We start from the raw sequence: 11,883 nt of genomic DNA, 5'->3' as shown, positions 1-11,883 counted from the left end.
TTTTATGCAAGCAAATCACAGTTATGTTAGTATTCAAATGAATCTCGGTTCTAGTGAGGAACAGCCGCTAGAGGAAACGGGGAAAGTCCGGTGTAAATCCGGCGCTGTCCCGCAGCTGTAATCAAGGCTTGCCTTGTGAGTCAGAACGCCCGCCGAAATTGATTTGTAAATGTTGTACATCTGCGAGGCACAGATAGGTATTTTTATGAAAATTTCTACAACTACTCAGCTTTACGTTCTCATAGCCCCACATATCAAAACGCTACAGATTACGCCTTTCTCTGAGAGGGTAAGCGGTTAGTTCCTGATACAAATTGTGTCTTGAGATGCCGCTTGCTATAACCTATTCCCTATAAGAGTATCGCTTGAAAATAGTCACAGCAATAAAGAAACGGTGTATCAACAAGAACCTATACACTAATAATATTTGTGCTGCAAAGCTTAAGTTGATTGAGAACTAAAAATTGAAAATAAAGGTTTTCAGATACTCTTTACGGCAAAAATTAAAAATTTTTAGAATAGTGGGATAGGTTCAGATGAAAATTGTTCAAAACAGGTAGCAAATGGCGTGTATAAAGTATAGAGTCTTGTTCCACTACCGAACAAATACTTTCCCAATTACACATATAAATTGCTAAGTTACTAAATTTTTACTCGGTTAATTATCATGCCGAAATTCTATCTTCACCGAACTGGGAAGATTCCCACTGCTATTCATCCTTTTGTCAAACAAACGACTCTCCCTGAAGATAAACACAAACCCAATCTACTTCAAGGAAAAATTATTCAAGATGTTCAAAACATTGTAATGTCGGTGTATAAGAAGATTTATATTGCGTTAGCTTTGCTCTCTTCTTTACGAGAGGCTACGCCAACGAGACGCTGCACGAACGCCGTAGGGATTGCCGACCGTGGGCGGTTACGACATCGCTTGTCTGATTTGGGACGAGCAGCAATGAGTAAACCGTTAGATCGACTCAAATAGGTGTACAGGAGCGTTCAAAAAATGTCAACTTTATTATATTCTGTAATTGGTTTTCTTCTGTTTTTAGTAATTGGAATTGCGGCTTATTTCATAACTGGCCGCAAGTATCAATCCTCATCCACAGTCGCCAATTCCTACGATCAATGGACAGTTGACGGCATCTTAGAGTTTTATTGGGGGGAACACATTCACCTCGGTCACTACGGTTCGCCACCGCGACGAAAGGATTTTTTGGCTGCTAAATCTGACTTTGTACATGAAATGGTTAAATGGGGTGGTTTAGATAAATTACCTCCTGGTACTACTGTCTTAGATGTTGGCTGTGGTATTGGGGGTAGTAGCCGGATTTTAGCGCAAGATTATGGGTTTGCCGTCACAGGGATTACCATCAGCCCACAGCAGGTTAACCGCGCCCAGGAATTAACACCCCTTGGGCTAAACGCCCAGTTTGCGGTTGATGATGCGATGGCATTGTCATTTCCAGATGCCAGTTTTGATGTGGTTTGGTCGATTGAAGCAGGGCCCCACATGCCAGATAAAGCTGTTTTTGCTAAAGAATTAATTCGGGTGCTAAAGCCGGGTGGAGTGTTGGTTGTAGCTGACTGGAATCAAAGGGACGATCGCCAAAAACCGCTAAATTTTTGGGAGAAACCAGTGATGCGACAACTCTTAGATCAGTGGTCGCATCCAGCTTTTTCTAGCATTGAAGGATTCTCCGAGCTTTTAGCAGCAACCGGATTAGTAGAAGGGGAGGTAATAACGGCAGACTGGACGCAAGAAACCCTTCCTTCTTGGTTAGATTCGATTTGGCAAGGAGTGGCTCGACCAGGGGGATTAGTGCGTTTTGGGCTGTCTGGTTTCATCAAGTCTGTGCGCGAGGTACCGACGCTTTTACTGATGCGTTTGGCGTTTGGTGCAGCACTGTGTCGATTTGGAATGTTCCGGACTGTGCGATCGCACTCACCTACAGAATTAATGGAGAGAAATTTTATCAACCAAAATCCTTCAAGCTTGGTTGGGTAGCGATCAACATGATCGCCAATTTTAAGTTTCAAGCAATTACCTCATTGCTACATCCATCTTTGGTAAACTGCGATGTAGTTATTGTTGGCATATATTAGCTAGAGCAGATTTTTGCTGTTGCGTTTGTGCTAACCCAGCCTGAATACCCAATACGAACAGGGTGCTTACCATCAACACCACTTGTTGCAACTGATTCATCATCACTCCACACACCTAATATCCAAGAAATTGAGAAAAATTTCAGCAATCAATAATCTTTCTCAAAAATCTTACCTTGGATAGAGTTTTTGTTAATGAGCGTGTCTTCTTTGAGCCGGAGTTTTTCTTCTTCCAGCCGGATTTTTTTGGCAAATGTTCAGCAGCGTTTCAAATAATCTCCAGGATTGATGCCGAATTTTTTGCGAAATGCCGCATGAAATGAAGTTGGACTTGCATAACTTACAATTCGGGCGATTTGTTTAACACTCAACTGCCCCGCCACCAAAAGCGAGCGCGCCTGGGACATGCGATAATTGTGCAAATAGCCAAATACCGTTGTGCCAAAAAGCTGACGAAAGCCTTCTTTGAGTTTGCAATCATTAATTCCAGCTTGCTTTGCTAACTCAATTAACGATGGTGGATTGTCAAGATTTCTTAGCAAAATATTTCTCGCCAGGTGTATGCGATCGACATCATTTAGTTTCAATGCAGTAGAATTCTGCTTGCCCTGTTTTACTTGTAACTCCTCTTCAACCGTTAGCATCATTAATTCCAGCGCCTTGCTCTCTAAATACATCCGTTTAGTCATTCCGTAGTAGGGACAGTGCAGTATTTGCTGTAAAATTTCTTGCATTGCTGGTGCGATCGCCCCACTACGGATATATCTTTCTTGGGTTGGTTTTCTGACTAGATGTTTTAGCTGTGGGGAAACTTCTCCTTCGACATTACCTGTAAAGGAACAAAATAGCTCTGGTGACATCGAAATATTTACTTGCAGATACCGTTCGTTTGCTAAACTTACATTAACTGCACTAGGATATACACCATTTCCAAACAACCAATACTGTCCTTGCTTCCAGGTGAAATGATTGTTTGGATGCCCATCCCAACCTTCAGCACCTCCTGAAACATAGAAGCCATAATTTATACAGCCTTCACGTTCTGGGACTTTAATAATTAGGCGCTCATGGAGTTGATAATTGTTGATTAGTAACCCCAATCCATCGCGCAATTGAATATCCCGGCTATATCCTTTGCCAAACTGAGATGGATACTGCCAAAGCATATCAAATTCATCTGAAGGATCGTAGCGTTGTTTGGTTTGTTCAATTTCAAAATAGACATCCCAAAAGAGATTCCGCGAAATGGTGATGGTCATTTTTGAGCTTCAGCGATTGCAATATTTGCAATAGTTTTTCATGAAGTGGGTGTGATGTTAGATAGCTGTGTTGTGTCAAAACTCCCAAGAAATTGTGCCCTGCACTGTGAACGGATCGCCATAGAAAACGCGATCGCGAAACGAGGCAGAGTCAAAATAATCGATATTGAACAAATTCTTGAAATTGAATCCTACCCGCAGACTTTGGAGTTTGTAAAAGATAGCAGCATCGGTACGGAAATAACTAGGTAATTCACACGTGTTGGCTAAATCTACCTGTTTGTCTCCGGCAAAGTAAAATCCCACTAGAACAAACGTCAAGGCAGAAGTTACTTTCGGCTGCGCAAAACACGGTTTCGTCACGGCAGAAGTTACTTCCGGGATGACAAAAGTTACTTCCGGTTGCGCGAAACACGGTTTTGTCACGGCAGAAGTTACTTCCGGGATGACAGAAGTTACTTTCGGCTGCGCGAAACACGGTTTTGTCACGGCAGAAGTTACTTCCGGGATGACAGAAGTTGCTTCCGGCTGCACGAAACACAAAAGTTTTCTTTTGGCACGAGTGTTTAGAGATCTGAATACTCAGATCTCCGACTTTTTAAAAAAGTCGGGGATCTAGCACCTGAAAGGAGCTGAACACCAGTATATAGATTAACGTTGACTTGTGCGCGATCGCCAATTGAGGATTTGAGTCTGAAGCGCTCAAATGCATGATTAATTAGAAGATGCAAACATTGGCTTGCAAACGTGCGATCGCTACGAGTCATGTTTTGTCAAAATTCCCAAGAAATCGTGCCCTGCACTGTAAACGGATCGCCATAGAAAACGCGATCGCGAAACGAGGCAGAGTCAAAATAATCAATGTCAAACAAATTCTTGAAATTTAGCCCAGCACGCAATTGCCCATGTTTGTAGAATAGAGCAGCATCGGTGCGAAAGTAGCTCGGTATTTGAAACGTGTTGTCTAAATCGCCCTGTCTGTCTCCCACAAAGTAAAATCCCAAACCAGCCCCAAATCCTTGCAGGGCACCAGATTGAATTTCGTAAGTTGTCCACAGGTTGAAAGAGTTTTTCGGAATATTGTTGATTTGATTGCCCACCGCAATTGTATTGTCTTTGGTAACTTCGGCATCAGTGTAAGCATAGCCAGCAATGACGTTCCATCCCGGTGAAATTTCTCCTGTGACATCAAACTCAATCCCCCGGCTGCGCTGTTCTCCCACCAGAATCGTAAGCAATGGGTTATTAGGATCTTCAGTGGGCAAGTTCGAGCGAGTTAGGTTGTAGAATGCCAAAGTCGCAGACAGACGGCTACTCAAATCTGCTTTGACACCCACTTCGTATTGGGTGCCACGTTCAGGCTCGCCCTCGCTTGAGCCGAGGAACGATTTGCTGTAGCTGGCGTAGAGAGAAATGGGTCTTATAGGTTGATAGACAATACCCAATCTGGGACTAAATGCTTCATCTTGTCGGAAGCTACTGCTCACAATGTCTAATCGACGATCATCGTTACTGACAATGTCGAAGCGTCCACCTAACAGTACCTTGAGGTTGTCTGCCAATGTGATTTGATCTTGAACGTAAATACCCAGTAAGTCACTCCTGTTACGATAGTTCAACTCAGGGACAGCTGGTCCGGTTGGTCTGCTGCCGTACTGGGGATTGAATAAATCCAGCGAAGCGATCGCGCGACTGATATTGGTGGCAAATGTATCATCTCTGGATAGATTTAATCCTGTGACCAGTTGATGTTGAATACTGCCAGTGGCAAACTTGCCAACAACATAAGTATCGAAATTGTAGACATCTTCTTTGTAGTTCTGTTCGCCGTAATCTCGATTGAAGGTACGTTCATCTGCTGCAAGGCTACCAAAAACAGCTTCCCTCTTGAGACGCAGAAATGAGGTTTGCAAGGCACTACGCACTTGCCAGTTGTCGCTAAAACGGTACTCAAAGTTATAACCAACTCGATAGGAGCGACTATCGCTATCGTCAACTGAAGGTTCACCACGGAAGCGATTGCGTGGAATCTTACCGTTAGGATTTGGGAACACAGTACCATCTGCTGGAAGACCGTAATCGAAGGGTCCTTTATCTTCGTAATACTGGGCTGCCAAGGTGAGCTTGGCTCTGTCGTTAATCTGCCAGGTTAAAGAGGGTGAAACGTTGTAGAACTGATGTTGATAGAAATCAATAAAGCTTTCGGTCGTCCGGGCGGCTACACCTAAACGATACAGCACCGTTTTGTCAGCATTAATTGGACCCGACAGATCAATCGCCCCTCGATAAGAATTGTAACTCCCAGCTGAACCTTCTATGAAGTAGTAGGGTTCCCTCAATGGCTGTTTCGTGACGATATTAACAATACCACCCAGTGCCCCTGGTCCAAACAGAACCGAGGCAGGTCCTTTGAGAACTTCGATGCGCTCTACCGTGACAGGCTCGTAGCCACCAGAACCCAGCGTACTATCTAAGAGTCCGTCTTTCAGGACTCCCCCAGCGTCAAAACCCCGAATTGTAAAACTTTCAAATACGCTGCGCGGAGAGCTTCCTGACTGAACTACACCCGGTACGTTTTTTAACACATCACCCAAGCGGTATAGTTGCTGGTCTTTAATCACTTGTTGTGGCACGACCTGAATGGATTGCGGAATGTCGCGTAGGGGAGTATCAGTTTTGGTTCCAATTGATGCATTTGGTGCATTGTATCCATCTTGCTCACCTGTCACCACCAACTCAATCGGCTCATTACTTGTTGATGGTTGAGTTGGCTGTGTCTGATTTTCTGGCTGACTAGCTTGGGGTGTTTGCGTTGGCTGTGGTGGAGAAGTCGCCGTTGCAGTTGAAGCTACTGCAAAAACCAGACCTGCATTATCATCAAATAACTCAACTATGGGCAAAGCTTTCTCACCTACTACTGTGACTTGCACAATATTGGCATCAATATTAGTTACTGTGATTTGAGTAATTCCCGCAAGTGGTTTTTCCGAACGAAATGTGAATGCCTTACCACTAGGCAGTCGTAATTGCCCACCAGATACATCGACTATAAAATTGCTGCCCACACTGCGATTTGTAACTTGCAGTTGAGTACCAACAGGTGTCTCTAAAATCACCTCCACACCTTTATCGGTAGGATTAGCTTTCACCCCCGTTATTGGCACAATTCCATTTTTCTGTTTTCCCTCTTGCAAAGCGGGGTTTTGTGGAGCTTGAGACTGCACTAACATTTCGGCGCTAGTGAGTGGAAGTTTGATATCGCGGATACTAGGAATATTAGAACTTGCAGACTTTTGCTGTTGCGTTTGTGCTAACCCAGCCTGAATACCCAACATAAACAGGGTGCTTACCATCAACACCACTTGTTGCAATTTATTTGTCATCACTCCACACACCTAAGATCCAAAAATTTGAGAAAAATTTAAAAAATCAACAATCTTTCTCAAGAATCTTACCTTGGATAGAGTTTTTGTTAATGAGCGTGTCTTCTTCGAGCAGGACTTTTTCTTCTTGCAGCCGGACTTTTTTAGTAAATGTTCAGCAGCGTTTCAAATAATCTCCAGGATTGATACCGAATTTTTTGCGAAATGCAGCATGAAATGAAGTTGGACTTGCATAGCCAATAATCCGGGCAACTTGTTTAACACTTAACTGCCCCGCAATTAAAAGCGATCGCGCCTGTTCCATGCGATAGTTGTGTAAATAGCCAAACACCGTTGTGCCAAAGCAAAAACGAAAGCCTTCTTTGAGTTTGCGCTCGTTAATTCCGGCTTGCCTTGCTAACTCAATTAACGATGGTGGATTGTCAAGATTTCTTAGCAAAATATTTCTCGCTAGGTGTATGCGATCAACATCATCTAGTTTCAATAGAGTAGGATTGTGCCTATTCTCTTTTGTTTCCAACTTTTCTTGAACCGTTAGTGTCATCAACTCCAGCGCCTTGCTCTCTAGATACATCCGTTTAGTCATTCCGTAGTAGGGACAGTGCAGTATTTGTTGTACAATTTCTTGCATTGCTGCTGTAGTTGTTCCACTGCCGCTATAATTGGACTGTTCTATTGGACTAATGAGACATTTTAACGCTGAAGGAATTTCTCTCTCTACATTGCCTGCAAATGAGCAAAATAGCTCTCGTGCCATCCAAACAGACACAACCAAATGATGTTGCTTTGGTGAAATTGCACAAATTTCGCTAGGAGCTGCGCCACTACCCCCGAAAATATACTGTCCTGCCCCTCCTGTTTGATGATTTCCTGTATGAATATCCCAAATTTCATGGCTTCCTGAAAGACGAAAAATGTACTGTATGTCATCGCCTGCACGTTCTGGGACTTTTAAAACTAGGCGGTCATCAAGTTGGTAGTTGTTGATCAACAGTCCCAATCCCTCTCGTAACTCAATGGTTCGGCTGTATCCTTTGCCAAACTGGGGTGGGTACTGCCAAATCATGTCAAATTCGTCTGAAGAATCGTAGCGTTGCTTGCTTGGTTCATCTTCAAAATAGATTTCCCAGAAGTAATTCCGCGAAATGGAGATGGTCATGGAACTGAGCGATAATTGCAATACTTGCAATAGTTTCTCATGAAGTGGATGTGGGGCGATGTCTAGTGGTTAATATAAACAGTACCCCTACATCCTATTATTTAGGCGCAAAGACACGGGAACGCTCTGAGGCAGAGAAATTTTAATGTATAAGGATTACTCGGACATAATTCGGACATAATATAGCAGTCCTAGTCAAGATTTCCTAGCAAAATGTCTTTAGCGTGGTGAATGCAATTTACATCATCTGACTTCAATAAAGTAGGATTTTGCCTACCCTCTTTTACTTCCAACTCCTCGTCTAGCAGTAGTGTCATTAGTTCCAGCATCTTGCTTTCGAGATACATCCGCTTAATCATTCCGTGGTAAGGACAGCGCAATATTTGCTGGACAATTTCTTGCATTACTGGTGTAATTGTTCCAGAGCGGACATACCATTCTTGAGTTGGTTGTAGGATCAAATGCTTTAACGCTGGGGAAATTTCTCGATCAGGATTACCTGCAAATGAGCAAAATAGCTCTGCTGTCATCCAAACAGATACAGCAAGATGACGTTGCGCTGTTGAACTAGCTCCGATTTGACTTGGTACTGCACCGCTGCTATGGAGAGAATATTGTCCTCCCCCGTCTGCTGTATAATTTCCTGTATGAACATCCCACATTTCCCCACTGCCAGAAAGATAAAAATCATAGGCTACAGCACCAGTACGACGCTCTGGCACTTTAACAATCAGGCGATCGCGCAGTTGATAATTACTAATTAGTAACCCTAATCCCTCTCGCAATTGAATATTTCGGCAATACCCTTTACCAAATTGGGATGGATATTGCCAAAGAATATCAAACTCATCTGAGGGGTCGTAGCGTTGCTTGGTTGGTTCATCTTCAAAAAAGATTTCCCAGAAGCTATTGCGCGAAATGGAAATGGTCATTTTGGGACTGAGCAATAATTGCAATACCTGCAATAGTTTCTCATAAAGTGGATGTGAAGCGATGTCTATTCACAAGCCGAGAATGCGTTTTGATCCAGTGCGGTATGAAACTTTAAAATTGCGGATGCACTAGCCAGAAAACTTTTGACTTCGACCGCAACTTTTTCATTTCCTCGCTCTGCTGCTAGTAACCGTTCTGCCCCTAAATCAATCTCCATATCTACGCCACCTACTTTAATCTGTAATGGATCGTGAGTAACATTCCACCCATCCTTAGTAAGAGCTGTCTTAACAACTTGATGAAAGCGATCTTTAGCAGCCACAACAAACGATTTCTTAAACCCCTTTTAGTAGGATAAACGTCAAATCTTCTTGTAAACGCATCTTGAAAGGCAAGTTCTGAGATTAATTTTTAGATAATCAGAGCGTAGACACAAAGTCGCTTGTCGTTAGATATGGCCTGTTCCCAAGTTGCAAATTATTCTTTCGCTGATCAACCTAATCCCCAGTCTTTGAAGAATACCAGTTGGGGAAGAGATCGGCGCTACAACCTTAAAAAAATCGACGCTGTACATATAGAGATAATTTTCAGAACTCAATAGACTAACTCCTACAAGTTTTGAAAATTATTATCTTTTGGTGTAATACCGTTTCTTTGTGAAGTTGCAATATATTTTTACCCCCCGATGCCTTGGGGCTATGGTGTACACACAAACGATATAGAGAATTAGTATCAGGACTTGATGCTAATTATTTTCAGTAATTTTACTACGATTTATCGCTAGTTTTTGACAACAGACAATTCAATATATTGGGACAAGGGGCAACATTTATACTTTTTTTCCTTTTGCCTAGCCTAACGGCAACGCTACTGCAAACTGCTTTTATTTAATTAAATATTTTCTCAATACTCGTTTTAATAGTCGCAATTCATCCCAAGCACGGTATGATAACAGGCAAGCTTCTTATGGATTACAAGCACAGCATAGTTGGAAATTTGCTGATAATCAAACCTTAATATTTCAAGGCGGAAGTCAAAAGTCATGGATAATTGTATTCCCATCTCTTGCGCCATTTGAAATGGTGAGGCAGTCCGCAGAAAGGGGGTTCCCCCCATGAAGAACTGCCAAACCCGAAGGGTATGTTTATTTACGCCAAGCTGTACTAGTAGTTCGCTTTCGTGACGAAAGCTCTTTATTGGGTAAGGGGGAAGGTGGGGCCCCCTCTGGGGATAAGAGGCAGGGGGAAAGGTTTTAAATCCCAAACCCAGTTCCCTTTCCCCTTTCCCCAGCCCGAAAAAGCGCATCTTTGGGTTGGCAGACTACTAGTTTACGGCTTTGATTACCGCAATGTATCAGCTACTAATAGTACATTCAACTTGTTAATTGGGTAATTCTGCGGCGTAATTCCTAAAAATCTTTCCCATCATGAATGATGCAATTTTAACAACTCACAATCTGACTATTGGTTACAAGACATCCCGAAAAACTGTTCGGTATGTTGCATCGGATATTTGTGTATCTCTGCAATCTGGGGAACTGGTTTGCTTACTCGGCCCCAATGGTGCGGGTAAATCTACATTACTGCGATCGCTCGCTGGAATGCAACCCCCAATCAATGGTGAAGTACGACTTTTGGGCGAAAACATTTATTATTTACAACCACAGAACTTAGCCAAACGTCTGAGTTTAGTACTTACCGAGAAAGTTGATGTCGGAATGCTATCAGCCTACACCTTGGTGAGTTTGGGGCGATATCCTTACACTGACTGGTGGGGAAATTTGACACCTGAAGATGAAGCTATAGTAACTTGGGCAATAAAATCTGTAGGAGCAGTACACTTAGCACAATGCCAAGTGAGCGAATTAAGTGATGGTGAACGCCAAAAAATCATGATTGCACGTGCCTTAGCTCAGTCGCCTATTGTTATGTTACTTGATGAGCCAACAGCATTTCTAGATTTACCGCGACGGGTGGAAATTATGCAATTGTTACGTCAGTTAGTACGAGAAACCAATCAGGCGATTCTCCTTTCTACCCACGATTTAGATTTAGCTTTGCGCCTTGCGGATAAAGTTTGGCTATTATCAACTAATGGTATTTTACACGTTGGCGCACCGGAAGATTTAGTGTTGAGTGGTGCATTTGCTAATACTTTTGAGAGTGAGGGTGTAGAGTTTGATGTTGCTTCTGGGGAATTTCATCTCCACTTACCTTACAAAGGAGAAATTAATATTATAGGTGAGGGAATTGCCAGAACATGGACTATTCGTGCTTTAAAACGTGCGGGCTTTCAAGTTAATCAAAAGAAAAATGGCTTATCAATAGAAGTGATAACACAATCCAAACAAGTTTTTTGGAAACTCACAAACAGCCAGACTGTATATACTTATCATTCATTGTATGAACTGATTAAATTTTTGAATTATTTATAGAACAATACAAAAATCCCAAAACGGACTTTTCAGTTGTAATATCATGTCTGGTTAATTAGTTATAATTCCCGTTATCTATGCAGAAACCGGAAAACCCTCTTTCACCCTGCCCCCTGCCCCCAGCAAGAACTGCGTTCTTAATGATAAGTCTTTAACCGGACATGATATAATTAGCGATTTTCTTGCCTTTGCCAAAACTGCCGTAAAATCTCCCCTGGTTTTCTATCCCAGGTGTCGATATGCTCATATATCAAATTATGTTGATTGAGTTTATACGTCGAATAGCCATTAAAAAGTAACCCTGCTTTCCAGGGAACGCGCAACACTCCTCGCACCGTCCACTTTGCTAAAATCGTGTCTTCGGCTGACTGATAAACCTCATGCACATCAAAGTAAATTTGAGTAAAAAATAGCCGAGCGTGAAATCGTAAAGTCCAAAAGATAATGCGATAATTAAATTTGTATTTGAATGTATTCACTGGGTCTTTAAAATAGATATCTTGTGTATAAATGTGATACAAGATATCTTTTTGAAAAAGTGTTGGTAAATCTTGTTTGAGAGTCTTAATTACCTGTGCCACTGGCAATTGATGTTCCACGCGGTTTTTC

General features: G+C 42.4%; 10 protein-coding genes, 1 pseudogene and 1 riboswitch. Of the genes and pseudogenes, 3 read left to right on the top strand and 8 right to left on the bottom strand.

Annotation, left to right across the window (positions count from 1 at the left end; genetic code table 11):
* The first annotated feature begins 28 nt into the window (after positions 1-28).
* Positions 29-171: riboswitch (cobalamin riboswitch) on the top strand.
* A gap of 496 nt (positions 172-667) precedes the next feature.
* Both V7K79_RS25010 and V7K79_RS25005 read left to right on the top strand, forming a co-directional pair.
* Complete coding sequence (locus V7K79_RS25010; RefSeq protein WP_335051465.1) at positions 668-985, top strand: hypothetical protein; 318 nt, start codon at positions 668-670, stop codon at positions 983-985.
* A 21-nt stretch (positions 986-1,006) separates the two neighbouring features.
* Positions 1,007-2,008 (top strand): methyltransferase domain-containing protein, encoded by a 1,002-nt coding sequence (locus tag V7K79_RS25005; protein ID WP_335051463.1) that lies wholly within the window; start codon positions 1,007-1,009, stop codon positions 2,006-2,008.
* A 78-nt stretch (positions 2,009-2,086) separates the two neighbouring features.
* Here the strand turns inward: V7K79_RS25005 and V7K79_RS25000 are convergent, their stop codons facing one another.
* From V7K79_RS25000 to V7K79_RS24970, 7 genes and pseudogenes are all read right to left on the bottom strand, one after another.
* Complete coding sequence (locus tag V7K79_RS25000; RefSeq protein WP_335051461.1) at positions 2,087-2,209, bottom strand: hypothetical protein; 123 nt, start codon at positions 2,207-2,209, stop codon at positions 2,087-2,089.
* Positions 2,210-2,363: 154 nt separating this feature from the next.
* A complete protein-coding gene (locus V7K79_RS24995; protein ID WP_335051459.1) occupies positions 2,364-3,365 on the bottom strand; it encodes a helix-turn-helix domain-containing protein in 1,002 nt (333 codons plus the stop codon).
* Positions 3,366-3,440: 75 nt separating this feature from the next.
* Entirely contained in the window at positions 3,441-3,908 is a 468-nt protein-coding gene (locus tag V7K79_RS24990) for a TonB-dependent receptor (RefSeq protein WP_335051457.1), read from the bottom strand.
* 230 nt (positions 3,909-4,138) lie between these two features.
* A complete protein-coding gene (locus V7K79_RS24985) occupies positions 4,139-6,748 on the bottom strand; it encodes a TonB-dependent siderophore receptor (protein WP_335051455.1) in 2,610 nt (869 codons plus the stop codon).
* 154 nt (positions 6,749-6,902) lie between these two features.
* On the bottom strand, positions 6,903-7,907 hold the full coding sequence (locus V7K79_RS24980) for a helix-turn-helix transcriptional regulator (protein ID WP_335051453.1): 1,005 nt from the start codon (positions 7,905-7,907) through the stop codon (positions 6,903-6,905).
* Between the two features lie 191 nt (positions 7,908-8,098).
* The gene (locus V7K79_RS24975; RefSeq protein ID WP_335051451.1) at positions 8,099-8,839 is read right to left on the bottom strand and encodes an AraC family transcriptional regulator; all 741 of its coding nucleotides are present in this window, start codon (positions 8,837-8,839) and stop codon (positions 8,099-8,101) included.
* Positions 8,840-8,928: 89 nt separating this feature from the next.
* Positions 8,929-9,162: pseudogene (locus tag V7K79_RS24970) on the bottom strand (element excision factor XisH family protein); the annotation flags it as partial.
* A 1,104-nt stretch (positions 9,163-10,266) separates the two neighbouring features.
* On the opposite strand from V7K79_RS24970, the gene V7K79_RS24965 reads away from it, so the two are divergent.
* A complete protein-coding gene (locus V7K79_RS24965; protein WP_335051449.1) occupies positions 10,267-11,274 on the top strand; it encodes an ABC transporter ATP-binding protein in 1,008 nt (335 codons plus the stop codon).
* A 170-nt stretch (positions 11,275-11,444) separates the two neighbouring features.
* On the opposite strand, the gene V7K79_RS24960 is transcribed toward V7K79_RS24965, so the two are convergent.
* Complete coding sequence (locus V7K79_RS24960; protein ID WP_335051447.1) at positions 11,445-11,873, bottom strand: DUF2358 domain-containing protein; 429 nt, start codon at positions 11,871-11,873, stop codon at positions 11,445-11,447.
* Between the last annotated feature and the right edge of the window lie 10 nt (positions 11,874-11,883).

This window comes from Nostoc sp., from assembly GCF_036917575.1.
Lineage (GTDB): Bacteria > Cyanobacteriota > Cyanobacteriia > Cyanobacteriales > Nostocaceae > Nostoc.
Note: the sequence above shows the minus strand (reverse complement) of the source record. Positions and strands in the feature narration are given on the sequence as shown.

Excerpts from the sequence above, each read along its gene's own strand:
- V7K79_RS25010 (WP_335051465.1), top strand. The coding sequence starts at position 668 with ATGCCGAAATTCTATCTTCACCGAACTGGGAAGATTCCCACTGCTATT.
- V7K79_RS25005 (WP_335051463.1), top strand. The coding sequence starts at position 1,007 with ATGTCAACTTTATTATATTCTGTAATTGGTTTTCTTCTGTTTTTAGTA.
- V7K79_RS25000 (WP_335051461.1), bottom strand. The coding sequence starts at position 2,209 with ATGATGAATCAGTTGCAACAAGTGGTGTTGATGGTAAGCACCCTGTTC.
- V7K79_RS24995 (WP_335051459.1), bottom strand. The coding sequence starts at position 3,365 with ATGACCATCACCATTTCGCGGAATCTCTTTTGGGATGTCTATTTTGAA.
- V7K79_RS24985 (WP_335051455.1), bottom strand. The coding sequence starts at position 6,748 with ATGACAAATAAATTGCAACAAGTGGTGTTGATGGTAAGCACCCTGTTT.
- V7K79_RS24980 (WP_335051453.1), bottom strand. The coding sequence starts at position 7,907 with ATGACCATCTCCATTTCGCGGAATTACTTCTGGGAAATCTATTTTGAA.
- V7K79_RS24975 (WP_335051451.1), bottom strand. The coding sequence starts at position 8,839 with ATGACCATTTCCATTTCGCGCAATAGCTTCTGGGAAATCTTTTTTGAA.
- V7K79_RS24965 (WP_335051449.1), top strand. The coding sequence starts at position 10,267 with ATGAATGATGCAATTTTAACAACTCACAATCTGACTATTGGTTACAAG.